This window comes from Pseudomonas entomophila (assembly GCF_013523165.1).
Taxonomy (GTDB): Bacteria; Pseudomonadota; Gammaproteobacteria; order Pseudomonadales; family Pseudomonadaceae; genus Aquipseudomonas; species Aquipseudomonas entomophila_A.
On the sequence record NZ_JAAMQI010000025.1, the window covers coordinates 1 to 24,472 of the forward strand.

The 24,472-nt window shown below is 62.2% G+C and carries 15 protein-coding genes; 5 read left to right on the top strand and 10 right to left on the bottom strand.

What is annotated here, in order from left to right; translation table 11 throughout:
- Positions 1 to 302: 302 nt before the first annotated feature.
- The 10 genes from G7Z99_RS16925 to G7Z99_RS16970 all read right to left on the bottom strand — a co-directional run bounded on the left by G7Z99_RS16925 (position 303) and on the right by G7Z99_RS16970 (position 13,897).
- Entirely contained in the window at positions 303 to 2,297 is a 1,995-nt protein-coding gene (locus G7Z99_RS16925; RefSeq protein WP_181095869.1) for a polysaccharide biosynthesis protein, read from the bottom strand.
- 141 nt (positions 2,298 to 2,438) lie between these two features.
- A complete protein-coding gene (locus G7Z99_RS16930; protein ID WP_181095802.1) occupies positions 2,439 to 3,452 on the bottom strand; it encodes an MraY family glycosyltransferase in 1,014 nt (337 codons plus the stop codon).
- The gene (locus G7Z99_RS16935; protein ID WP_181095804.1) at positions 3,452 to 4,432 is read right to left on the bottom strand and encodes a UDP-glucose 4-epimerase family protein; all 981 of its coding nucleotides are present in this window, start codon (positions 4,430 to 4,432) and stop codon (positions 3,452 to 3,454) included. The genes G7Z99_RS16930 and G7Z99_RS16935 overlap by 1 nt, the downstream gene beginning before the upstream one ends.
- A complete protein-coding gene (locus tag G7Z99_RS16940; RefSeq protein ID WP_181095806.1) occupies positions 4,429 to 5,550 on the bottom strand; it encodes a glycosyltransferase family 4 protein in 1,122 nt (373 codons plus the stop codon). The genes G7Z99_RS16935 and G7Z99_RS16940 overlap by 4 nt, the downstream gene beginning before the upstream one ends.
- On the bottom strand, positions 5,547 to 6,692 hold the full coding sequence (locus G7Z99_RS16945; RefSeq protein ID WP_181095808.1) for a glycosyltransferase family 4 protein: 1,146 nt from the start codon (positions 6,690 to 6,692) through the stop codon (positions 5,547 to 5,549). The genes G7Z99_RS16940 and G7Z99_RS16945 overlap by 4 nt, the downstream gene beginning before the upstream one ends.
- Entirely contained in the window at positions 6,692 to 7,588 is an 897-nt protein-coding gene (locus G7Z99_RS16950) for a GDP-mannose 4,6-dehydratase (RefSeq protein WP_181095810.1), read from the bottom strand. The genes G7Z99_RS16945 and G7Z99_RS16950 overlap by 1 nt, the downstream gene beginning before the upstream one ends.
- On the bottom strand, positions 7,588 to 8,619 hold the full coding sequence (gene gmd, locus G7Z99_RS16955; RefSeq protein WP_181095812.1) for a GDP-mannose 4,6-dehydratase: 1,032 nt from the start codon (positions 8,617 to 8,619) through the stop codon (positions 7,588 to 7,590). The genes G7Z99_RS16950 and gmd overlap by 1 nt, the downstream gene beginning before the upstream one ends.
- Positions 8,620 to 9,319: 700 nt before the next feature.
- On the bottom strand, positions 9,320 to 10,735 hold the full coding sequence (locus tag G7Z99_RS16960; protein ID WP_181095814.1) for a TolC family outer membrane protein: 1,416 nt from the start codon (positions 10,733 to 10,735) through the stop codon (positions 9,320 to 9,322).
- Complete coding sequence (locus tag G7Z99_RS16965; protein WP_181095816.1) at positions 10,732 to 12,057, bottom strand: HlyD family type I secretion periplasmic adaptor subunit; 1,326 nt, start codon at positions 12,055 to 12,057, stop codon at positions 10,732 to 10,734. The genes G7Z99_RS16960 and G7Z99_RS16965 overlap by 4 nt, the downstream gene beginning before the upstream one ends.
- Before the next feature lie 13 nt (positions 12,058 to 12,070).
- Complete coding sequence (locus tag G7Z99_RS16970) at positions 12,071 to 13,897, bottom strand: type I secretion system permease/ATPase (protein WP_181095819.1); 1,827 nt, start codon at positions 13,895 to 13,897, stop codon at positions 12,071 to 12,073.
- Between the two features lie 642 nt (positions 13,898 to 14,539).
- On the opposite strand from G7Z99_RS16970, the gene G7Z99_RS16975 reads away from it, so the two are divergent.
- The 5 genes from G7Z99_RS16975 (at position 14,540) to G7Z99_RS16995 (ending at position 24,468) form a co-directional block, all read left to right on the top strand.
- Complete coding sequence (locus G7Z99_RS16975) at positions 14,540 to 15,358, top strand: hypothetical protein (RefSeq protein ID WP_181095871.1); 819 nt, start codon at positions 14,540 to 14,542, stop codon at positions 15,356 to 15,358.
- A gap of 17 nt (positions 15,359 to 15,375) precedes the next feature.
- Positions 15,376 to 16,827, top strand: a complete 1,452-nt coding sequence (locus tag G7Z99_RS16980) for a DUF4214 domain-containing protein (RefSeq protein ID WP_181095821.1) — start codon at positions 15,376 to 15,378, stop codon at positions 16,825 to 16,827.
- Between the two features lie 147 nt (positions 16,828 to 16,974).
- Complete coding sequence (locus G7Z99_RS16985) at positions 16,975 to 19,428, top strand: glycosyltransferase family 2 protein (protein ID WP_181095823.1); 2,454 nt, start codon at positions 16,975 to 16,977, stop codon at positions 19,426 to 19,428.
- Positions 19,428 to 21,920: a glycosyltransferase family 2 protein gene (locus tag G7Z99_RS16990; RefSeq protein ID WP_181095825.1), complete on the top strand. Its 2,493-nt coding sequence runs from the start codon at positions 19,428 to 19,430 to the stop codon at positions 21,918 to 21,920. Before G7Z99_RS16985 ends, G7Z99_RS16990 begins: the two co-directional genes overlap by 1 nt.
- The gene (locus G7Z99_RS16995) at positions 21,910 to 24,468 is read left to right on the top strand and encodes a CDP-glycerol glycerophosphotransferase family protein (protein ID WP_181095827.1); all 2,559 of its coding nucleotides are present in this window, start codon (positions 21,910 to 21,912) and stop codon (positions 24,466 to 24,468) included. Before G7Z99_RS16990 ends, G7Z99_RS16995 begins: the two co-directional genes overlap by 11 nt.
- Positions 24,469 to 24,472 lie beyond the last annotated feature (4 nt).

The window sequence follows — 24,472 nt, forward strand, 5'->3', positions numbered from 1 at the left end:
GGGGTGGATCAGTGAAGGGCGGGGCTGGTTTGGCGTGGTTCGGATCAGAGACGGCGGGGCTGGATTGTGGGCCCTGCGGGCCCAATCGCGGCACAGGGGCCGCTCCTACAGGTGGACCGCGTTGCTGATCTGGCAGAGGTGTGCGGTTCCGCTGGGGGTTGGACTGCGCTGCTGATCTGGCAGGCTGGCACTGTCCCCTGTAGGAGCGGCCCCCGTGCCGCGATTGGGCCCGCAGGGCCCATGAAACCCGCCCCGCCGACCCTGCCTGCTGAAGCGCCTCTACAGCGCCTCACCTCCGTGCATCAGGAATCCTGCCGCCGCTGCTGGTAGATCCAGTCCACGATCTCCCCCTCCGGCGCATACCCGCACACCAGCTCGCGCAACACCTTGCGCACCTGGGGGTAATCGTTCGCCTCGACCGACGCCAGCAGCGCCTCCAGCCTGCCCTTGAGCACGCCCCACGACAGGCAGTCCTCGTTCGCGGACATGATCATCGGGTGCTGGGTCGGCTCGACGTTGTCGCCGATCAGCAATTCCTCGTACAGCTTCTCCCCCGGCCGCAGCCCGGTGAACTCGATGGCGATGTCGCCCGTAGGGTTGCGCTCGGAGCGCACGCTGAAACCGGACAGGTGGATCATCTTCTCGGCCAGCTCGACGATCTTCACCGGCTTGCCCATGTCCAGCACGAACACATCGCCGCCCTGCCCCATGGACCCCGCCTGGATCACCAGCTGCGCGGCCTCGGGGATGGTCATGAAGTAGCGGGTGATCTTCGGGTGGGTGACCGACAATGGCCCCCCCTGCTTGATCTGCTTGTGGAACAGCGGGATCACCGACCCCGACGAACCCAGCACGTTGCCGAACCGCACCATGGTGAAGCGGGTCTTGTTGACCTGCGCCACGTTGTGCGGGTCCCCCAGCAACACGGGCGCCGTCTCGCGGCTCAGGGCCTGCAGGGTCATCTCGGCCAGGCGCTTGGTGCTGCCCATGACGTTGGTCGGGCGCACGGCCTTGTCGGTGGAGATCAGCACGAAGCTCGACACCCCCGCCTGCAAGGCGGCCTGGGCCGTGCTGAGCGTGCCCATCACGTTGTTCAGCACGCCCTCGGCAACGTTGTGCTCGACGATGGGGACGTGCTTGTAGGCGGCGGCGTGGTAGACGGTGTCGACCTTCCAGGTGTTCAGGATATCGACCAGTTGCGTCTGGTTACGCACCGACCCCAGGATGGGCAGCACCTGCACGGGCCGGGGCTCGCGCCTGAGGGTTTCCTCCAGCTCGGCGTGGATGCAGTAGAGGTTGTACTCGCAGTGATCGAACAGGATCAGCACCCTGGGCCGCTGCTCCAGAATCTGCCGGCACAGCTCCGAGCCGATCGACCCGCCCGCACCGGTGACCAGCACCACCTGGCCGACGATGCAGCGCTCCAGCAAATCGCTCTGGGCCGGGACCGGGTCACGGCCCAGCAGGTCGCCGATGTCCACTTCACGGATATCGTCGACCTTCACCCGCCCGCTGGCCAGATCCATGATCCCCGGAATACTGCGCACGTGCAGCGCGAAGCCTTCCAGGTAGCCGAGGATCTCCCGCCGCCGTTCCCGGGCAGCCGACGGCAAGGCCAACAAAATTTCCTCGGCGCCGGTGGCATCGATCATCCGCTGGATGTCGGCCGGCTTGTACACCTGCAGGCCGGAGATCATCCGATCGGTGATGTCGGGGTCATCGTCGATGAAGGCCACCGGGCGCATGACCTTGCCCATGCGCAAGGCCGCGACCAGCTGGTTGCCCGCCGAGCCGGCCCCATAGACCGCCACTTTGGGCAGGCCGTTGTCCCGGTTGGTGAACGGCACGTGCTGGGCGGCGGTGAACCAGTCGCCCAGGAAGTACTGGCGCATGGCAAGGCGCAGGCCGCCGACGATCACCATGCTGAGCCACCAGTAGTTGAAGATGATTGAGCGCGGAACGACCGGGGGTGGCGGGCTGTACCAATAGACGACCAGGGTCAGCAGCAGCGACGACAGGCTCACCGCCTTGACGATCGCCACCAGCGCGTCGTTGCCGAAGTAGCGCATGACCGCCCGGTACAGGCCGAAACGAATGAACAGCGGGATGGCCACGACAGGAGCGGCGATGAACAGGAAGGCGTGGGCCTTGACCGGGTTGTACATCTCGTCGTAGCCGAGCCGGACGACGAACGCCAGCCACAGGGCGACCCACACCAACACGACGTCGGTGGTCACTTGGATCAGGCGCTTCTGTCGACGTGACAGGTTCACCAGGAATGTACGCAGCTTGTCCATATCCGCCGACCCGGTCGGCTGGCCCTCATCGTTGTTGTACAGAAGACGCCACACGGGCATCCCTCGGCAGGCCGCGCCGTGTGCCTGGCCATCGCGACATGGGGTCACAAAGCCGTTGGCACGCGCGCGCCTCCCTACACGTCAATCACCGGCCTTGCCCGCGTCGTACCGCACGGCCAGCAGGACCAGCGGCGCGTAGGCGATCACGGTGCCCAGCATACCGTCGAGCCCTGCCAGCACGACGAGGCAGGCGATGGGCAGCAACCAACCCAGCGTGAGCGCCGCCACGGCCAGCGTGACGGGCCGGTGACCGGCCACACGGCGGGCAGCGTGCTGGTAGGCATGGCTGCGGTGCGCTTCGTAGACCTTGTCACCGTTGAACAGCCGCCGCAGCAGCGTCACGGTGGCATCGACGATGAACACACCGAGCAAAATCACCCAGGCCCATAGGTAAGCAGGCGCCACCCAAGCCCCTTGCAGCGACAGCCCACCCAGGGTCAGGCCCAGAAAACCGCTGCCTGCATCCCCCATGAAGATCCTGGCCGGCGGGAAGTTCCAGACCAGAAACCCCACCACCGCCGCGACCAGCACCAACGGCGCGACCGTCGCGTCGGGATGCCCTCCGGCAAGGTAGAGCAGGCTCATGCACAGGCACACGACGACCGCTTCGAGCCCGGCGATGCCATCGATCCCGTCCATGAAATTGTAGAGGTTGAGCAGCCAGACCAAGTACAGCACCGCCAGAGGCACGAGTAGCCAGGGCACGGTCACGACCAGGCCGGCGACCACCACGGGAGGCACCCCGCCCAGCCAGGCGAGCAGCCAGACGGCCGCCAGCCCATGCCCGAGCAACCGCCAGCGCGCCGGGATGTGCCGATGATCGTCGATGAAGCCTACCACGGCGACCAGCAGGCCCGCGCCGCCCAGGGCGATGAAATTGGCACGGGTGACCTGCCCGGCAGACCAGAGCCCGGCCAGCGCCAGCAGGAAGGCGCAGACGATGGCCACGCCGCCGCCCCGTGGGGTCGGTACGCTGTGGGAGCTGCGCGCATTGGGCACATCCATCAGGCTGCGCGCGAGGGCGTAACGACGGATCAGCGCGGTCAGCAGAAAAGCGGCCAGCGCGACGGCGGCCAGCAGCCAGGCGAAGGGCATCAAGGGCGTGACTCCAGGAAAGAAGCGGCGGTGGTGCGCAAGGCATGGTCCACCGTGACGACAGGCTGCCAGCCCAGCAGCCGGCGGTTCTTGCCGATGTCCACCTGCAGCGAGCCAAGCAGCCGCTGGGTGATCGACGTCCGCCCGACCAGGCGCGCGGCCAGTGCCATCAGCTGCGAAGGCACGGGCAACAGCCAAGGACGCCGCCCCAGGGCCTGGCCCAGGCGACGCAGCAGGTCGGTGGTGGAGAGGTCTTCGCCATCGCTGACCAGAAACACCTGGTTGGCAGCGTTGGGGTGGTCGAGACAGACGGCGATCAAGTCCACCAGGTTGTCCAGGCTCACCAGGCTGCGGCGATTGCGAACGGCGCCCAATGGCAACGGCAGGCCGCGTTTCAGCCAGCGCATCAGGCTGGCGAAGTTGGCGCCGACGCCTGGCCCATAGACCAGCACGGGGCGGATGATCACCACCTCCATGGCCGTGTCGCGGGCCAGACGAAGCAAGCCCTGCTCGGCTTCATGCTTGGAAAGGCCGTAGGGGTCGGTGGGGGCGACAGGCTGATCCGCGTCGAAGGGCTGGCCTGGCGCAGTCTGCTCGCCATTGACCTTGATCGAGCTGATGAAGACGAAGCGGCGCACGCCGGCCTTTGCGGCCTGCTCGGCCAGGGCCAGGGTGCCTTCGGTGTTGACTCGACGAAACGCGGTGAGCGGATCGGCCTCGGTTTCGTCCATCACATGCACCCGGGCAGCCGTGTGGACGACCTGGTCGATACCTGCCAGGGCGGCCGTCCACTCCGCATCCGCCCACAGGGCCGGCACGGTCCGTTTCTCGGCACCGGTCGGTACGTGGGCCTCGGGACGCCGCACGCCTGCCACCACGTCATGATCATGACGACGCAGCAGATGGCCAACCAAGGCGCGCCCGACAAAGCCATTGGCTCCGGTCACCAGTACCGCGCCGCCGTTCAGTGTCTCGCTCATGCCGGGCGATCGAGCAATTGACGGTACAGCTGCACGTAGTGGTCGATCATGGTGGTGGACGAGAACATCGTCTCGAAGCGCCGCCGAGCATTGCGCCCCATCTTGGCCGCACGCTGGGGGTCGTTCCACAACGCGAGCATGGCCTTGGCCAGGCTGTCGACATCACGGGGCGCTGCCACCAGGCCGGTTTCACCGTCCAGGTTGATGTAGGTGGTGCCGCTGCCGATCTCGCAGGAGATCATCGGCTTGCCGTACATCGCCGCCTCGAGCAGCGAGATACCGAAGGCTTCCGAACGCAGGTGCGAAGGGAAGACGAAGCCTTCGCACAGCTTGAGCAGTGCCACCTTGTCGTGATCGTCGACGCCGCCGACGAAACGCACCGAATCGGCGCCAAGGCTGCTGGCCTGGGCGCGCAGTGTCTGCTCGAGGTGGCCATGGCCGACGATGACCACCGGCAGCCCGGTCTTGCTAGCGGCTTCGATCAGGTAGTTCAGGCCCTTGTAGTAACGCAGCGCACCGACGAAGAGGAAGAACCGGGGGCCGACCTGCTCACGCCAATGGTCCAGGCGTGCTTCGTCGACCGTTGGGTAGGTCGACTCGTCCAGCCCGAACGGAATCACCTCGACCTTGCCCTCGAAGCGCTGCAGCGTCTCGCTGTGCGCCACGTAGTTCGGGGACGAGGCGACGATGCGGTCGACGCTGCCGAGGAACCGGTGCATCAAGGGCTGGTACAGCTTGAGCAGGGTCTTCTGCTTGACGATGTCGGAATGGTAGGTGACCACGGTCGGCTTGTTCAGGCGGCTGGCGAAGTGCACCAGGTCCATGAACGGCCAGGGGAAGTGGTAATGGATGATGTCCGCCTGCCGGGCCAGCTCGGCGAAATCCTTGAACGCCGACAGCGAGAACCCGGTCGAGGCGACTTGCAGGTCCAGTTTGGAACGGTGCGCCCTGTGATGCCCCACCAACTCGTCACGCCCGGCACCGCGCGTGCTCAGCGACAGGACCTCGGCCTCGATGCCCTGGGCACGCCCGCCCTCGGCCAACTGGAAGATCACCTGCTCGATGCCCCCCATGGTCTCGGGGTAGTACGTCTTGAAGAAGTGCAGGACCTTGATCATCGCGAGGCCACCGTGCGGCGATAGACATTGAGGGTTTCGAGCGCGCAGCGCTCCCAGGAGAAACGGGCCGCGTGGGCCAGCCCGGCAGGCACGGCCTGCGCGCGCCAGGCGTCATCTTCGAGCCCGCGGGCCAGCAGCGCCGTCAGGGCCTCGACGTCCATCGCCTCGCACATCAGCGCCGCGTTACCGGCCACTTCGGGCAGCGAAGAGGTCGTGGAGCACACCACCGGCACGCCCGAAGCCATGGCCTCGAGCACGGGCAGGCCGAAGCCTTCGTACAGCGAGGGGAAGGTGAACAGGCGTGCTCCGGCGAACAGGGAAGGCAGGTCCTGACTGGGCACGAAGCCCAGGTAGTACGCCCAGCCCTCGCGGCGGGCGCTTTCGAGACGCTGGTGGATGGCCTCGCTGCACCATCCCTGGTAACCGGTGAGCACCAACGGCCACCGGGTGCGCACGGCCAAGGGCAGGCGCTGGTAGGCATCGAGCAGGGTCTGGATGTTCTTGCGCGGCTCGATGGTACCGACGAACAGGCTGTAGCCCCCAGGCTGCAGACCATGTCGGTCGAGCACGGGCCGAAGCACTGCCTCGTCGCGCGGATGAAACTCCGGCGCACTGGCCAGGGGTACGGCGTCGATTCGGTCCAACGGCCAATCGAAGAACGCCGCCAGCTCCTGGCGGGTGAACTCCGAGTCGGTGATCAGCCGATCGGCGCGCTTGGTGGTCTGCGTCAGCTCCTTGCGCAGGAAGCGCGCCATCTGCGGCGCATGACACTGCGGCCAGGTGAAGGGCGACAGGTCATGAAAGGTCGCTACCCGCGGGCCCTTGAACGGTGGCAGGTAGTAGTTGGGGCTGTGGTAGAGAAAATCGGCGTGGGTTTTCAGGGCTTGGCTCTTGAGCCAGGGCATGAGCACCCGATACGCCTCGATGGCGACCGGCATCTTCTGCACCAACCGCTTCAAGTCATGCCCGCCGCTGGCCTGATCCTGCGGGCTGGGCAAAGCGGGCAGGAAGCGCCGGCCTGCCATGTAGTGCAGCTCGCTGATCTCAGGACACTGAGCCAGACGCTGCGCCAGTTCGTAGGTATAGCGGCCGATGCCCGTCAGCGGAAAGCGGACAAGCTCGACGGAAAGCACGACTTTCATTATTGCGCATCCAGCATCCAGGCCAAGGTGTCCCTCAAGGAGGGCGTGGCCCACCCCGGCACCAGGCCCCGCAGGCGCGTGTTGTCGCCGGTCAGGGTCTTCACCTCGTTGGCCCGCACGAAGGCCGGATTCACGGTCACCTCGATCTGGTGACCGGTGATCTGCTCGCACAGCGCGATGACGTCGCGCAGCGAATGGGCCACACCAGAGCTGACGTTCACCGTCTGGCCGACCGGAGCCGCTTCGAGCAGCCCACGGTAGGCGGCCACGACCGCACGCACGTCACTGAAGTCGCGCCAGACATCGAGGTTGCCCAATTCGATCACAGGCGCGCGACGGCGGAAGTGCGACACGATCTTGGACAACAGGAAATTCTCGCCCTGCCCCACACCCGAGTAGTTGAACGGGCGTGTGATGACCAGGGGTAGACGGTCTTGCCACAAGCGGGCCATGTATTCCATGCCCAGCTTGCTCACTGCGTAATCGTTCGCCGGGGCCGGTGGCGTGGCCTCGCTCAGCATCCCGTCGGAGGCATTGCCGTAGACGTTGGCGCTGCTGGCGAGCAGCACGCAGTCCGGGACTTTGCCACAGGCGGCGATGGCTTCGAGCAGGTTGCGCGTGCCGATCAGGTTGACCTGATAGAACGCGTCGGCCACGCCATGGCCCACGAAGGCGAGTGCAGCCAGATGCACGACGACATCGGGCTGCAGGTCGGCCAGCACTGCGCGCAGACCCACCGCATCGGTCAGGTCTGCCTGAAGGTAACCCGGTTCTTCGGACGCCTGGCTACCGGTGCCGAACACCTCGTAGCCCTGGGCCTTGAGTTCGGCGGCCATGTAGCGGCCGGTGAACCCGTGCAAACCGGTGATCAGTGCGCGTTTGCTGGCCTGTGTCATCAGAACGAGAACCCTTGCTCGTTACGACGCAGGTCGGCTTCGACCATCATGCGGCACAGCTCTTCGAGCGAGGTCTTCGGCTCCCAGCCCAGGACTTCCTTGGCCTTGGCCGGGTTGCCGATCAGCAGGTCGACTTCGGTCGGGCGGTAGAACTTCGGATTGATCGAGACCAGGATCTTGCCGGTGGCGGCGCAGATGCCTTGCTCGGCCTCGGCTTCGCCCTTCCAGTTCAGGGTGATGTCGACGGCCTTGAAGGCCATGCTGACGAAGTCACGCACGGTTTCGGTACGGTTGGTGGCCAGGACGAAGGTGTCCGGCTCGTCGGCTTGCAGCATGCGCCACATGCCTTCGACGTATTCCTTGGCAAAGCCCCAGTCGCGCTTGGCGTCGAGGTTGCCCAGCTCCAGGGTCTCCTGCAGGCCCAGCTTGATCTTGGCGACGGTGTCGGTGATCTTGCGGGTCACGAACTCACGGCCACGCAGCGGCGACTCGTGGTTGAACAGGATGCCGCTGGTGGCGAAGATGCCGTAGGACTCGCGGTAGTTGATGGTCATCCAGTGCGCGTACAGCTTGGCAACGCCGTAGGGGCTGCGCGGGTAGAACGGGGTGCTCTCGATCTGCGGGATCGCCTGGACCTTGCCGAACATCTCGGAGGTCGACGCCTGGTAGAAGCGGACCTTCGGGTTGACGATGCGGATGGCTTCGAGCAGGTTGACAGCGCCCAGACCGGTGATTTCGGCGGTGGTCAGCGGCTGTTCGAAGGACACGCCGACGAAGCTCTGCGCGGCCAGGTTGTAGACCTCGGTGGCTTCGGTGGTCTGCAGCAGACGGATGCTGGCGGACAGGTCGGTCAGGTCGTACTCGACCAGATGCAGGTTCGGGTTGTTCTGGATGCCCAGTTCTTCAATACGCCAGAAGTTGACGGAGCTGGTACGGCGGTAGGTGCCATAGACGGTGTAGCCCTTCTCAAGCAGCAGTTCTGCCAGGTAGGCGCCATCTTGACCAGTGATCCCAGTGACGATTGCTTTCATGCGAATTAACCAACTCCGTTAGTACGATAAAGGGCATTCACGTGCCGATGGCAGGCCCTCGAAAGGCTGCAAAGCACGCCGGCGTGAACTGTGGGTGCGTGAGTATACATCTACCGCCACGTCGTGCTCGACGTACATCACGTAACAGGATCACACCCTGCGGCGTTCGGCGACATGATCGTGCAGGTGGTAGGGACATCAAAGCAAATTTTTCGTTCGCGGAGGTGTCGGATAAAACCGATTTTGGTGGCAGGCGGTGGGCGGTAGGGAGTGTAGGGATGCGGGAGGGGAAAGGGGCAGTGGCAGTGGCAGTGGCAGTGGCAGTGGCAGTGGCAGAAATCGTATGGCTGCACGAATGCCATCGCTGTTTTAGGGGCGACTCTCGCCTGCGACAGTGCGGTGAATGGTTTCATGGGCCCTTCGGGCCCAATCGCGGCACAGGGGCCGCTCCTACAGGGAATTGCGCCAGCCTGTGCCAGCGCGGCGGGGCTACGGGTGTAGGAGCGGCCCCTGTGCCGCGATTGGGCCCGAAGGGCCCACACAGCCAGTCACTGCGCTAGCGCATGTTATAGAGCAGAAAGAACAAGCGCTCACAGAGAAATGACGTTTGCCTGCCCTGCCACGACTCCCGCTACGGATACGGGCCTCGCCAGCGACAGGGCCGGGTCAGACGACACCTGCCCTTCCCTGCCCTGCTGAGTCAACGCTTGGTATCCACCCTCGCCAAATCCCCACCCGGCAACCCCTTGTCCGGCTCCGGGCTGAGCCAGACGTTCACGCTGTCGACGCTCTCCTGGTTCAACTGACCGCTCCAGCGGTTGAGCATGAACAGGTTGGTGATGAAGTCATACTGCGACTTGAGCAGATCCCGACGTGCCTTGAACTCGTTCTGCACGCTGGTCAGCACGTCCACCGCGTTCACTACACCGTACGCAAACGCCTTCTGCGCCGCGATGCTCGACTGCTGCGCCGACGACAGCGCATTGCGGTTGGCGCGGATCTTCTCCACCGCCGCCTGGGCGGTCAGGTAAGACGTCGTGGTCTCCTTGACGACCTGGCGACGAACACCTTCCAGATCCTGCTCGGCCGCCAGCTGGTCGTTGTACAGACCTCTCACACGCGCCGAGGTCGAGCCACCGCTGTACAACGGCAGCGAAATCCCGACACTGGCCACATAGCTGTCGCTACGCGGTGCCTGGGTATTGTCGTAACCCACGTCACTGCGCTGGGCGCTAAGGTTCAGGGACACCTGCGGATAATGCCCGCCCTTCCCTTCACGTACAGCCGCATTGGCGGCTTCGGCGCCGTACTCGTACGACTTGAGCAACGGGTTGGAATCGATCGCCTGGGCCACGTAATTGGTCAGGGGACGCGGCGGCGCCTCCAGGGCCACGTCGTTGCGCACCCGGCTCAGTCGCTCGGTGATCGGTCGCCCGACCAGTTCGGACAACGACTCACGGCTGACCTGCACCTGGTTGCGCGCCTCGACCTCCTGGGCCGCGAGGAAGTCCACGCGCGCCTGGAGATCGAGCTTGTCGGTGATCTTGGCCATCTGCTGCGCGAACATCATCGTCACACGATCGAGGTTCTTCTGCGTCGCGCGCCGCTCGGCCTGCACCAGCTCCAATTCGTCGTCGGCCGCCAGGGCCACGAAGTAGCGCTTGGCCAGCTCGACAGTGGCTTCGGCATGGGCATCCTCGGCCTGCTCGCCACGCTGGCGCGTCACGCTCTTGGACTTCTGCCACGTTTCCCAGGCCGTCTTGTTGTACAAGTACTGGGTCAGCGTCAGCGAGTTGCTCTTGTTGTTGTAGATCTCACGGTTGGCTTCGTCCTTGCGCAGGATGCGGTTGGCGCTGCTGTTGGCGGACAGCTGCGGGAGCAGACCGCCCAGCGAGGCACGTTGCTGCTCGGACGCCGACTGCGCACGCAGGTAAGCGGCCAGGACGCGTGGATCCTCAAGACGCGCCTCGCGGTACAACGCCCCCAGGTCCAGCGCATAGGTCGAAGCCGACACCTGTTTGGGCGGCACGTCCTTGGGCACGACAGGTTCAGCGGCCATGGCTTGCGCAATGGCCAGGCTCAGCACTACACCGGGTAACAAACGCAGCACAATCATTCCTCGATCATCGATTCAGCGAACATGTTGCGCGCCGGCTTGAGCAGGTACTCGAGCATGGTGCGATCGCCCGCATTGATCAGCACTTCGGCCGGCATGCCTGGCTGCAGCTTGCGATTGGCGAGTTTCTTCATGCCGTCATCGGTGACGTTGACCCGTACGAGGTAGTACGGATCGCCCGTACGCTCGTCGGTCAGACGGTCAGCCGAGATACGTGTGAGCTTGCCTTCGATGACCGGCGTGGTCGCGTTGTTAAAGGCGCTGAAGCGGATATCGGCCGTCTTGCCCAGCTCCAGCCGGTCGATGTCGACGGGCGCCACGCGGGCTTCGATGACCAAGTCGGACGAGAGCGGCACGATGTCCATCAGCGGCTTACCGGCTTGCACCACGCCACCCACGGTGTGCACCTTCATGTCCAGCACCATGCCGCTTTCAGGGGCACGGATCACCACGCGCGACAGGCGATCCTGGAGGGCAGCCTCTTTCTCCTGCAGGTCGAAGACCTGCGCCTGGACCTGGGCCAACTCGTCGGCCACATCGGCGTTGAATTTCTTGTCCAGCTGGACGATCTGCAGCTCGGTCTCGCTGATCTGCAACTTGGTCTTGGCGATGTTCGACTTGTGGTCGGCTACTTCGGTACGCAGCATGTCGAGCTTGCGCTGCGACTCCAGCAGACGCTGGTTGTCGACGAAGCCTTGGGCCAGCAGGTCTTTGAGCTGTTTGATTTCACCGCTGTAGGACTTCTCGAGCCCCTGCTTGGTACGGATCATCTCCTCCAGGCCGACGATCTGCGCCTTCAGCTGGCTGATCTGTTCGCGGCGTACCGAGATCTCACCCAGTCGTGATGCCTTGCGGGACACGAACACCTGCTGTTCACCCGCAAGCGCTTCCTGGGCACGACCGGAATCGGTGCCTTTGAGTTCGACGGACGGGATGGTATCGAGCTGGTCACGCTCGGCGCGCAGGCGCGCTTCTTTGTAGCGTGCAACGATCAACTGGTTACGGGTGGACTCGTACTCGGCGCTGAGTTGGGACTCGTCCAGAACGATGACCGGGTCATCCTTCTTGACGTTATCGCCGTCTCGGACAAGCAGCTCCTTGACGATGCCACCCTCCAGGTGCTGAACGGTCTTGCGGTAGCTCTGGACGGTCACGTACCCAGAACCGTGCACGGCATTGCTCAAGGGCGCGAACGCGGCCCAGGTTCCGAAGATGCCGAAGGTCACCAGAACGATGGACAAGCCGATGCGGCGGATGCCGCGATCGGAGGTGGGCATGTCATCGAAGTTGTGGTCGAACTGGGCTATGGCTTTGCTGGTCATCGATGAGGTCCTTTCACACGCCGTTCGGGGTTGCAGGGGACGGCGCGGCGGGGTTGCCCCCTGTGGGTGCGGCAGGCGGTGTAGGGGACGCCGGGGCGCCTGGTGCGGCTGGACCAGCGGCGGGTGCCCCTTTGGCGACACGTGGCTGGGCGCCGCCCTGCTGTTGTTGCGCCAACTGGGCGATGACCTTGTCGCGTTCGCCGTACAAGGAAATGGTACCTGCAGACATCACCAGCACACGGTCGAGACGCGACAGGATGTTTGGACGGTGCGAGACGATGAAGACCGTCGCGCCGCTCTCCTTGATCTTCTGCAGCGCAACGCCCAAGGCCTTCTCACCGACATCGTCGAGGTTGGAGTTGGGTTCGTCGAGCACGATCAGACGAGGCTTGCCATACAAGGCGCGAGCCAGGCCGATGCGCTGACGCTGACCACCGGACAGGTTGACACCTTCACTGCCAATGACCGTGTCATAGCCATCCGGCTGCATGAGGATCATCTCGTGAACGCCAGCGGTCTGCGCGGCTTCCACAACCTTTTCCGGATCCACCTTTTCGAAGCGCGCGATGTTTTCGCTGATGGTGCCTTCGAACAACTCGATGTCCTGCGGCAGGTAGCCGACGTACGGGCCAAGGTCATGCTTGTCCCAGGTACTGATGTCGGCGCCATCCAGACGCACTACGCCATGCTGGCTCGGCCAGATGCCCATCAAGCCACGTACTAAGGTCGATTTGCCGGCGGCACTGGGGCCGATGATGCCGACGATGGACCCGGCAGGAGCGACGAAACTGATGTTGCGCAGCACGGGCGTCTTGCTGCCCGGCGGGGCCAGTACAAGGTTTTCGACCTGAATGTGTCCCTCTGGCGCAGGCAGCTTCATGCGATCGGGCTCGGCATTCTGATCTTCGAGTACCTTGTCCAGGCGATCGTACTGCACCTTGGCGGCGACGAAACCTTTCCAGCTGCCGATCATCAGGTCGATAGGCGCCAGTGCACGTCCCAGCAACAGGGAGCCGGCCATGAGCAGGCCCGGGTTGATCTCGTGGGTGATTACCAAGTACCCCCCAGTGGCGAGCATGATCGACTGCGCCCACATGCGGAATGTCTTGGAGACCGAACTCACCACGCCACCCTTGTCGCTGGCATCCGATTGCAGCTTGAGCACCTTGCGCTGGCGCTTGGCCCAACGGTTCATGAGTGTCTCGAGCATGCCCATCGACTCGATCACTTCGGCGTTGCGCAGCGTCTTGGTGGTCGCGATGTTGGATACGACGCTTTCCTTGTTCGCTTCAGCCAACGCGTCGCCCGTGACACGGTGGTTGACGAATGCAAGTACCGCCAGGATGAAACCACACGCCAACGTTATCCAACCGAACCACGGGTGGAACAGGAACATCACGATGGTGTAGATGGGGAACCAAGGGGCATCGAAGAATGCGAACAACCCAGGCCCTGTGAAAAATTGCCGCAACGAGGTCAGATCGTTGAGCGACTGTGCGGTGGCGTCACCGCCGCCGCTGCTCAAGGCACGCCGGAAGCTGGCGCGGTATACATCGCGGCTGAGCAGCACATCGAGACGGTTACTGATACGCACCATGATACGAGAGCGGACCCACTCGAGCGATCCCAGCGTGATCATCAGGATCGTCATGATCAGCGTCAGCATCAACAGCGTGGATTCGCTGCTCGACGGCACGACCCGACCCGACACCTGGATCATGAAGAAGGTGGGCACCAGCATCAGCGTGTTCACGAACAGGCTGAAGAAGCCCACGGAGAGAAAGCTGCTCTTGCAGGCCCGAAGGGCGGCGCGCAAGTTATTTTCCTGTATACGACTCATGGCATCCGTACTGACGTGAGGGCAAAAACGGCGCGCAGTGTAACACCCCCTTCAAGGGAGGCGCGCGCTCGACGGGGGACGAGAAAAAGAAGGCTCAACCGGACGGAGCGACAAGCGGTGTCTGCATGAATTAATACCTACTCAGCCTGTTGGCAAGCGCTTTGTTCGAATGAAATCGAAACAAAACAGTGATACCTGCGATGTAGAGCGGTTCGTTCACACTAAATGTGAATTTTGTCACACTTTTAAAAAGCGCTTGAATATTGACAACCGCCCTATAAAGGCTTGGATGCTATACCTAACGGCTTGAAATCTGAGCGTTTTTTGCATGAATTTTCATTTATGTCTGCTTTACGTAGGTCGCGTTACAGATCGCTGACAGACACCTGTGAATAAACGTAAGTTCTGCTCCCACAAAGAAAATTTTTTTTGTGAACATTGGTTGACAATATCTGTCCATCGCTTACCCTTCGGCATCGGAGGGAACCCAATGCCAGCTGCGCACGCGCCGGACTCAGGGTCCGCCTCCATCGCAGCTTGATGTGCTTTACGTTCAAAGGAGCTTGAAAAGCCATGTCATTGCCTTCGCATACCCTTGACGGCTTGAAGATCAGCTCTCGTGTGACGCTGCTGGAGCCGGGGATGTACATCTTCCGCTATGCGTCGCAGCCTCCGAAGGACAAACCGGTCTGCATCGCGCTGCAGCAGGCGCCGCTTGGCAAAGGGTCGATCGACTTTTTCCCAGGAGAAGGCATCAGCAAGAACATGCTGCACAAGCTGGGTGACACCATCGTGGCGCGTGTCAAAGGCGGCGTCACCACCGTTCTGATCACCGAGTACCACATGTTCGATGCCACCATCGAACCTATCGACCTGCGCATCGATCGTATCGACACCTCGCCTGCCATCATGCGTGGCTTCGCAGTCGTTGCCACTCCCACCCCGGCCCCCGCCATCGAATCCGATCAGGCGCCGGCGGCCCTCAAACTCACGGCGCACGTGCAAGGCATGGGCGATGTGGTTTCGAGCAAAGGCTGGGTAGGTCAGCATGACGATACGCGCCTGCTGGAAGGGTTCTGCGTGGAGTGGGACAACAAGCCCGAAGGTGTCGATCTGGTCTACACCTCGACGACCGCAGGCTCCGGCCCCAGCCCGAACGTGGCGACCGGCAACTACACTGGTATGCGCAACCAATCATTGGGCCTGGTGGCCGCAGGCTTCAGCCTGGTCGGCCCCAACCGCCATTTCTACGAATTACTGGGTCACATCGTGTTCAGCGGTCATGCACCGCAAGTGATCGTGCCCAACCAGGTCATGCACGGCCCCACCGGAATGGAACCTTTGGTGGCGCTGCATATCTGTATCAAACCCGTGACGAAGATGAACGCTGCCCGCTATAAGTCTCCGTGGGACAACTCTGCAACCGAGCAGACTCTCAGTAGTGTAAGCCAACCGGCTTGATGTAACAGGAATTACTCATGCAATACGATAGCCCACAATCGAGCAGCGATCTGCAAACCAGCCTGTCGGCCGACAGCGCCAACCTGTCCAACGCTACCCTGGCAGCGATCAACAGCCTGCTGAACCTGGAAAATACCGACACCGTTGGTATCGCCGGCATCACTGGCAACACCGTTCAGCTGCCGACCTCCGGCAACGCTGACATCGTCTTCGGCGAAGTCGAAGGCGCTCAAGGTGACCAAGTCGTCGTCGATCTGGCCGCTGCTGAAAACGCTGGCGTCAACGCCTACGTGCTGCAGAGCGATGCCAACCTGGTCGTTGACCTGCAAGGTCAATCCACTGCCGCTGCTGCTGACGTTCAAACGTTCGCTGCTGCTGTAGCTCCAGCTGCCGTCGACACCACCGCCATCGAGCGCGTAGTTGCCACCGGTAACGGCGACGACGTCATCACCGTCAATGGCGATCAGAACACCCTGATCGACTCGGGCGACGGCAACGACACCATCGTCACCGGCAACGGCAACAACACCGTTATCGCTGGCCTGGGCAACAACAACGTGACCACCGGTTCGGGCGATGACACCATCATCCTGAGCGGCAGCAACCACGCTGATGTCGTCAACACTGGCGCAGGCTACGACGTCGTCCAGCTGGACGGTTCGAGCTCCGACTACGAACTGACCGTTGGCAACAACTTCAACGTTAACCTGACCGGCAACCAAACTGCCGCGATCACCAACGCTGAGTTCCTGACCTTCAACAACGAAGACGGCTCGCTGGACACCATCGCGCTGGCTCACAGCGATGCTGAAGCTGCTGCTCTGCGCCTGTTCCAAGGCGTGCTGGGCCGTGACGCTGACGCAGAAGGCGCCAAAGCCTTCGTAGGTGCTGTCAACAACGGCACTTCGCTGAGCGACATCGCCAACACCTTCCTGAAGTCGTCCGAGTACAGCGACGTCGTCAACACTGCCGACATCAACGAGCTGTACCAAGCTCTGCTGGGTCGCGACGCTGAAGAAGGTGGCCTGCAAAACTGGCAAGCCGCGCTGGCTGGTGGCGTTTCGCTGGCTGACATCGCTGCTACCATCGCTGTTTCGGGCGAAGCTCAGACCCTGGACGAGTCCAACGGCGAATTCGTTTCGAACCTGTACACCAACGTACTGGGTCGCGACGCTGAAGAAGGCGGTCTGCAGAACTGGGTATCGGCTCTGTACAACGGCCTGAGCCGTGCCGAAGTCGCTAAGAACATCGTTGGTTCGTCGGAAGCTATCGACAAATCCAACGGCGACTTCGTCGACGCTCTGTACCAGTCGGCCCTGGGCCGTGAAGCTGACGAAGGTGGCAAAGCTGCCTGGACTGGCGCACTGGCTGGCGGCGTTTCGCAGGCTGACGTTGCCATCGGCATCGTTGGTTCGTCGGAAGCTGCTGATCACATCGACAACGTGGTAGTTCTGCACGGTAACGTGTAACTAGCACTGTCGTAGTGAAGGATACGCCCGGCCGCAAGGCCGGGACGTATGCGAAAAGGGGCGACTTTCGAGTTGCCCCTCTTTTTATTTATCTCCCGAATACGCCAGCTTATGTCCAGACAACTCGACCATGGGCGAGAAACGCTCATGGACATTTTTCATCGGCATCGCCAGGCAGAAGAGCACGCCAGCGCCGCTTCAGCGCTCGAGCAAGCCTTACACGTCTCCGAGTACCGCCCAGAAGCGCTCATCTGGAAGGGCATCGAGGCACTGCCAACGCATCCCAAGCTCGCGTTCATTTTTTTCAGCAACGCTGTCACGGCCCTGCCAAAGCGGCCAGACCTGCACGCGCTCCTAGGCCGTTGCCTGTTGGATCAAGCACAACCCCAGCTTGCCACTCGCTATCTGGCCGCCGCCTGGCAAAAGCAGCCCAACGATGCCGGCCTACGGCAGATACTGTGGCATGCACGCAGCCAATTGGACGCGCCCGAACACCTCGAGCGCCTCATCCTTGCTCAGTTGCCAGAGATCACCTCGCCTCAGGAACTGAATTTCGTGCTCAGGCTGCTGGCTGCCAAGACGCATCATTCAGGCCCGGTAGGTGTCGTTCGCTACGAGCCAAGCGCCCAGGAAATCCAAGGTTGGGCAATCGACCTGAAACATCCGGGCGAAGCATGCGTCGTACAGTTCGAGCTCGACGGACGCCTGGTGGACGTACCTGCCAGCCGCCCTGACGCTGTCCTGACGGCTGCGGGCATCACGTCCAGCCATGGAGGCATTCGCGCCAAGCTGCCAAAGACTGCTGCGGTGGTAAGTGCTCGTTTCAAGACAGGCCAGCCCCTGCAAGGCAGTCCCGTCCAGGCCATGCCAGCTTGGGTGCCGCCTGCAGCACTTGCCCCTTCAGCCAAGCACACCGCTGTGGACGTGCTGATTCCGGTCTACAACGGCCTGGAAGAAACGCTCGCCTGCATCAACAGCGCCATCGAGGCTCGCCGACTCAATCGTACGCCTCATCGCCTCGTGGTGATCGAGGATGCCACGCCCCTCCCTGCGCTGCGCAAGGCGTTGAAGGTGCTGGCCGGCAAGAGCAAGATCACCCTCGTGCAGAACCCGACCAACCTCGGGTTCATCCGTAGCATGAACCGCGCCATGGCGATGAGCCTGGACAAGGACGTGATCTGGCTGAACGCCGATACCCGCGTGCATGGGGATTGGATCGACCGGCTGCGTCAGGTGGCTTACAGCGACTCGCGTACCGCTTCGGTCACACCCTTCACCAACAACGGCGAGCTGATGAGCTTCCCGCAAAGCCGCATCAGCCAGCCGATGCCCTCGGCCAGCCAGCACGCCGAACTCGACACGCTCGCCAAGCTCAACCCGGAACCGCCTGTCGAGATCGAAACGGGCTGTGGCTTCTGCCTGTATATCAAGCGCGAGGCCATCGCCCAGGTGGGTTATCTGGACGAAGTCGAGCTGTCGCGGGGTTACGGGGAAGAGACCGACTGGTGCCTTCGTGCCCGCAGCTTCGGCTGGAAACACTTGGGCGCTCCGAACGTATTCGTCGCGCATCAGGGCGGCGTGTCGTTCGGTGAAGAAAAGAACTTGCGCGTTGCTTACAACAACGCCCTTCTTCGTCAGCGTTACCCCGATGCGGAGGCCCGTTACGAGGCCTTCTGCCGGCGTGACCCGATCAAACCGGCTCGGCAGGCACTGCAGCGCGCACGACTGGATCACTGGCTAGCCCAGCATCGAGACCTGTCGAACCAGCCGCGCTCGGCCTTGCACATTCATGATGGCAGCCGCCCGCAAACGCCGTTCAGCCTGACGTGGCACCACGATGGGCTGCGCAACTGGGTCACGCTTCATGCGCAACTGCTGCCGCTCGAGATCACCCTGGACTATGCGCCGAGCGAATGGCCACGTCTGCTTCAAGACCTGCGCGGCCTGCCGTTGAGCGAACTTGTGTTCGAACAGCTGATCAACGCCCCTTCGCCTGTCTGGGACCTGCCGACCCAGATCGATATGCCCTACCGCATCCTTTGCCAGGACGATGCCTTGCTCGACGCGGATGAGCGCGAGCGTCGCCTCCGATTCGCCACCTCGGCGCAGCGTATCGAACTGCCGTCGGATACGTTTCTGGCTCGCCATGCGGCAGCGTTGCCAGGCGCCAATCTGGTGGTGGACGCGGCCTCAGCGATGGCGAGCCTCGACGACCATGCCCAGACCGACACATGGTTGATCGGCGACGACTTGGGCGACAGTCACCTCGCAATGCAGTGGTTGGCATTGGCCCAACGGGTCACTCGAGAGCGATTGCCTGCTGTCCTCCTGATCGAAGGGACACAGCCGTGGAGCAAGCGACTGCTTGCCACAGGTGCGGTGCATACCTTACCGAACCTGGCAGTACTGTCGAAGGCCGAAAACGTCACGATGTCAGGGTGCGGCGCCGTCATGAGCCTGCAAACCTGTCCTGTTTCGGCTTGGCGTGCCGCGGCACTTGCCCATGACCTGGATCTTCCTTTGCACGCACCGTTCACCTCGCGGGGCGATGCCCCAGGCGTGTTCCCTTTTCCTACTCTTTCTTTTACCGAGCCGGCCTGATGTCACGACACGTCTTGGATGAATCTCCAGCGGACACTGCTTCGCTTCCCGCGACCCGATTCACGGGCCTGATCACCGGGCTTTATGGCGACGTCCTGCAAGGGTGGGCCCTGGATACCCTGAACCCTGGTCAACGCTTGATCGTCGAGATCTATATCGACGGCGCAAGCGTGGCTATCGCCCGCGCGGATCTGTTCGAAGCCAGGGCAACCGAGGGCGACCAGTTCAACGGTTTTGCCGTCCAATTGCGCCAGAGCTGGCTGAACCAGGCCCGCCATATCAGCGTCAAGATCGCAAACGAACCTGTGTCGCTCCCAGGCGACATCACCCTGCCCGCCCCCTTCGGCAAAGAGCCTGAGCTGATCGCTTCACAGGTCTGGCACACCGGCGGGCTGCGCATCAGCGGCTGGGCCTGGGATCCACAGGCACCGCAGCAACGTATGACGATTCGCGTTCGAGAGGGCGACCGCCAGGTGACGCAGGTCGTATGCGACCAGCACAGTCAGGCCCTGGCTTACCGTGACAGCAGCGATCATGGTTTCGTAGTGGACCTGCCCTGGGCCTTCGCTGACGGCAAACCGCATACCTTGAGCATCGAAAGCGAGTCGGGCGAACCCTTGGCCGGCAGCCCCGTCACCCTGTGCTGCGCCCCGGAAGGGATCGAAGGCTTGGTGAAGCAACTGTCTGCGCATCACGACGAGGCGCTACTCGATGTGATCGAGGCGGTGGCAAAGGAGCAAAGCCTGCGTCTGCCCAAGAGTGCAGGTTGGCACCTGTACCCCGCCTGGGCCAACGCCTTCCAGCAACCAAATGCTATTCAAGTGTCGGCGGCAGGCGAAGTGGGTGTCTTGCTGATCTCGGAGGGCGACTCTGTACTCGAAGCACAGAGCCTCAGTAGCCTGGAAATGTCTGGCATTACAACGCGTCACCTCGTCAAGGCTCACGCAGCCGATCTAGCCCCTGCATTGCAGGCGCTCCTGAACGAAGGCTGCAAATACATCGTTCCACTGTGGGCAGGCGATCGCCTGAGGTCTGATGCGCTGAGTCAATTCAGTCTGTTGCTGGCTGAGGGAAGCGCATGGGGATACGCGGACTGCGACCAGGACCAGCCTGACGGGGATCGGGGTCATCCGTGGTTCAAGCCTGCATGGGATCTGGACGCCTTCATCGGTGCGGATACGTTCACGCGTGGTTCGGTCTTCCGCAAAGACACGATCGATCACGCCATCGCGCGGCTGCACAGCGCGGGGCATCACGTATTCGATTGGCATCTGCTGATGTCCGCCGTGGTGCTGACTACCCACGACACACAGGCCTCTGTAGCGCATCTGCCTCAGGTGCTCTACCACCGTCATGCACACAGTGCGACCAGTCCCGAGCACGAGGCGCCTTGCCAGCGCCGACTGGAAGCAATCCACTGGCTGTGCGAGACGCTAGCACCGGGCGCCCAAGTTGCACCACTGCCTGCCTACCCTAGCCTGTTGCGCGTCATCTGGCCGCTGCCAACCCCGCTGCCGAAGGTCAGCCTGATCATCCCGACCAAGGACCAGCTCACCCTGCTGCGCACCTGCATCGAAGGGTTGCTGAGCCAGACGGATTACCCTGATCTCGAAATCATCGTGATGGACAACCTGTCGGTGTTGCCGGAGACCCTCGACTACCTGGCCGAGTTGCCGAGCCGGGGCGTGCAGGTGATCGCGCACCCCTACCCGTTCAACTATTCCGAGATCAACAACGCGGCCGTGCGTCATGCAACCGGGCAAGTCATTGGCCTGGTCAACAACGACATCGAGATCCTCGACGACGGTTGGTTGAAGGAAATGGTCAGCCAGTTGATGCGGCCCGGTGTGGGCGCCGTCGGCGCCAAGCTGCTTTGGCCCAACCGTATGGTGCAGCATGGCGGTGTCGTCGTTGGCGTGAACGGCCTGGCGGCACATGCCGGCAATCAGTTGGCCGAACACGATGCAGGCTATCTGGCAACCAATCAGCTGACCCGCCAGCAGACGGCTGTGACCGCTGCCTGCCTGTTGGTGCACGCCTCGGTCTTCCAGACCTTGGGCGGCCTGGACGAGCTTCGCTACCCGGTAGCCTTCAACGATGTGGACTTCTGCATGCGAGTACGTGCGCTCGGCTTGAAGATCGTGTGGTGCGCCAACGCGCTACTCATCCATGCCGAGTCGGCCAGCCGAGGCAAAGACATCGCACCGGAAAAACGCAGCAGAGCCCAGCGCGAGCAGAAACACTTTACCGAGCGCTGGTTCTCCAAGGGTGAGCAAGACCCCTTCTACCACCCTGCGCTCAGTCACGATTACCTCAGCGGCCCTTATGGCGGCCTGGCCTTGCCGCCGCGCACGACCGAGGTCCGCCAGGGTGGCGGCCCGCTCTACAGCGTGGCGGACCTGCCCGCAGCCGAAAGCCCACTCGATTGGCGCGCTGCGCTGAGCAAAGCCGCTTTCCGGCCACATGCCGGGGAGATGCTCCATGTCGATTGAGCTTCCACCGCCGCCACCTGAAGCAGCATCGGACCTGGTCATCGCGACCCTGTGGCGCTCTGGCACGTTCGACGCAGCGTACTACCTCAGCCAATACCCGGATGTTGCAGCCGGGGGCGCCGACCCACTGGTGCACTTTGCACGGCACGGCGCGCGCGAAAATCGCAACCCGAACGCGTACTTCGATACTCACTACTATCTGACGACCAATCCAGACGTTGCACAGTGCGACATGAACCCGCTGTACCACTTCTGCACGGTCGGCTGGAAAGAGTTGCGCAAGCCTTGCAAAGCCTTTGATGTCTGGTGGTACTGGTCGACGTATCTCGATCCGGCCAGTGACGCGATCAACCCCCTCGCGCATTTTTTACATATCGGGCACGCGGCGGGCGCCCTGCCCCGTCCGCAAGGTCCCTTCGCGTTGAGCGCTCAAGCGGCCTACCTGCCGACACAACCGATCAAGCGGATCTGCCTGTTCGCTGGCTACGATCCAGACGGCCTTGTCGACGACTACGTCCTCGCGTATCTGCGAGCCCTTAGTGCCCATGCCGACATCTACTACCTGGCCGATTGCGTGATGCAGGACGGCGAGCTGGAAAAACTGCGTAGCGTCGTCAAGCATGCCTGGGCAGGCCGGCATCAGCGCTACGACTTCGGCTCCTATTCCTTACTGGCCAACTCGCTGGTGGGTTGGGACACCATTGAGCAGTACGACGAACTGCTGCTCGCCAATGACAGCTGTTACCTGGTCACGGACTTCGATGCCGTGTTCAAACGCATGGATGAGCGTCGGTGCGACTGGTGGGGCCTCCAGGCAACCAAGGGTATCGCCAAGACCAAGGCTGAGCCGAGCAACCAGTTCAAGCACCCGATCCCGATGGATACCGTGCGCGCTTCTCTGCTCGATCGGTTCGAAGAAGACGACACGTATGACTTCCTGATCGGCTCGTACTTCGTGGCCTATCGCCGTCCTGTGATCGCCGACCCAGGGTTTCGCAAGCAACTGAACGCCGTGACGCAGCAGCCAAACAAGCAGAACGTCATTTTCAAGTACGAGATCGGCCTTACCCGCTATCTGATCACGCGCGGTTTCGTCTTCGATACGTTCATACCGAGCCTCTACCCTTTCCACCCCATCTACAGCAACCAGCACTTCAAACTGCTGGAAGCAGGTTTTCCCGTCTTCAAGCGTTACCTGCTGACGGCAAATCACTACCAAGTGCCCAAGTTGTACCGGTGGAAAGAAAAGATCCTCGCCTGTGCGTCGGCGGCCGACGTCGAGACCATGGAGCGCAACCTGGTACGGATCACCGATCCGGACGTGCTCGAGCACAACCTGTACATCGGCACCTCAAGGCTTGCCGATGACGAGCAGGTACCCACGGCGCTGCTGACGGATGCCGAGTTCATCGAGGCTGATCACCGTGTCCCCAAGTACGACCACTGGTGGGCCTTCCCGGTGTGCGCCTTCTCGGGTGTGTTCTCGGGCAACGAGCGGGCCGTGTTCGAGGAAGTGAAGAACGACGATAGCATTCGCAAGATCATCCTCACGCGTGGAAAACCGGTGACACTGGAGGGCCGCAACGTCATTGTCGTGCCGTTGGAGAGTCCTGAAGGCCAATATCATCTCTTGCGCGCTAAAATCCTCTTCATTAAGCACACGCCTACACGCAACCTGGTCTATCCGCTATCGAGCGACCTGCACGACCTGATCAACCTGTGGCATGGCATACCGCTCAAACGTATCGGGTATGCCTCACTGGACCAACAGACCAAGCGCGAGGCCATCGCTGAAGAGCACGCACGCTGCAGGGCCGTGATCAGCTCCTCGAGCATCGATACGCTGGCCATGGCCGCCGCGTTTTACCCGCTGACTTACAACGACGTATGGCTTACCGGGCTACCCCGTAACGACTTCATCCTGCGGGACTTCGAGCGGCTGCCAAGCGACTTGCAAGCTGAAAGTCACAAACTCGAAGACGCCTTGGCAGGTCGAGGGTTGGTGTTGTTCATGCCGACGTTCCGTAACGGCCATGGCAATGCCTGTTACCAGTTCACAGACGCAGAGCTGGCGCAATTGGCGGGCTGGCTTGCAGAGCACAACCTCGTGCTCGGGGTTCGTGAGCACATGGCTGACCGGACAGGGTCCTACGCCGAGCAGTTGCAGCGGTTGGATGCGCTGGACCTGAGCGATGAACATTACCCTAACGTAGAGGTCCTATACCGGTCCGCGCGCTTGCTGATCACGGATTACTCGAGTTGCTTTATTGATTTCATGCTGACAGGCAAACCCATGGTGAGCTTTGCTTATGACTATGAATACTACGCGGGTGTCGAGCGTGGTTTGTTTTATGAGCTTGAGCATGTGTTCCCGGGTGCCGTTTGCTTTAGCTTTGAGGCTCTCCATGAGGCATTGAAGCTCACTGAAACCGCGCTTACCACAGAGAGAATCGCCAGTTACGATTGGAAGAAGAAGATTTTCTTTGACCACTGTGATGACCGTAACTCAGCAAGACTAATTGAACGAGTTAAACAGTTAATAGATTAAGGAA

Bases quoted from the DNA above. Each gene is read 5' to 3' on its own strand.
- G7Z99_RS16925 (WP_181095869.1), bottom strand. From the start codon at position 2,297: ATGGACAAGCTGCGTACATTCCTGGTGAACCTGTCACGTCGACAGAAG.
- G7Z99_RS16930 (WP_181095802.1), bottom strand. From the start codon at position 3,452: ATGCCCTTCGCCTGGCTGCTGGCCGCCGTCGCGCTGGCCGCTTTTCTG.
- G7Z99_RS16935 (WP_181095804.1), bottom strand. From the start codon at position 4,432: ATGAGCGAGACACTGAACGGCGGCGCGGTACTGGTGACCGGAGCCAAT.
- G7Z99_RS16940 (WP_181095806.1), bottom strand. From the start codon at position 5,550: ATGATCAAGGTCCTGCACTTCTTCAAGACGTACTACCCCGAGACCATG.
- G7Z99_RS16945 (WP_181095808.1), bottom strand. From the start codon at position 6,692: ATGAAAGTCGTGCTTTCCGTCGAGCTTGTCCGCTTTCCGCTGACGGGC.
- G7Z99_RS16950 (WP_181095810.1), bottom strand. From the start codon at position 7,588: ATGACACAGGCCAGCAAACGCGCACTGATCACCGGTTTGCACGGGTTC.
- gmd (WP_181095812.1), bottom strand. From the start codon at position 8,619: ATGAAAGCAATCGTCACTGGGATCACTGGTCAAGATGGCGCCTACCTG.
- G7Z99_RS16960 (WP_181095814.1), bottom strand. From the start codon at position 10,735: ATGATTGTGCTGCGTTTGTTACCCGGTGTAGTGCTGAGCCTGGCCATT.
- G7Z99_RS16965 (WP_181095816.1), bottom strand. From the start codon at position 12,057: ATGACCAGCAAAGCCATAGCCCAGTTCGACCACAACTTCGATGACATG.
- G7Z99_RS16970 (WP_181095819.1), bottom strand. From the start codon at position 13,897: ATGAGTCGTATACAGGAAAATAACTTGCGCGCCGCCCTTCGGGCCTGC.
- G7Z99_RS16975 (WP_181095871.1), top strand. From the start codon at position 14,540: ATGTACATCTTCCGCTATGCGTCGCAGCCTCCGAAGGACAAACCGGTC.
- G7Z99_RS16980 (WP_181095821.1), top strand. From the start codon at position 15,376: ATGCAATACGATAGCCCACAATCGAGCAGCGATCTGCAAACCAGCCTG.
- G7Z99_RS16985 (WP_181095823.1), top strand. From the start codon at position 16,975: ATGGACATTTTTCATCGGCATCGCCAGGCAGAAGAGCACGCCAGCGCC.
- G7Z99_RS16990 (WP_181095825.1), top strand. From the start codon at position 19,428: ATGTCACGACACGTCTTGGATGAATCTCCAGCGGACACTGCTTCGCTT.
- G7Z99_RS16995 (WP_181095827.1), top strand. From the start codon at position 21,910: ATGTCGATTGAGCTTCCACCGCCGCCACCTGAAGCAGCATCGGACCTG.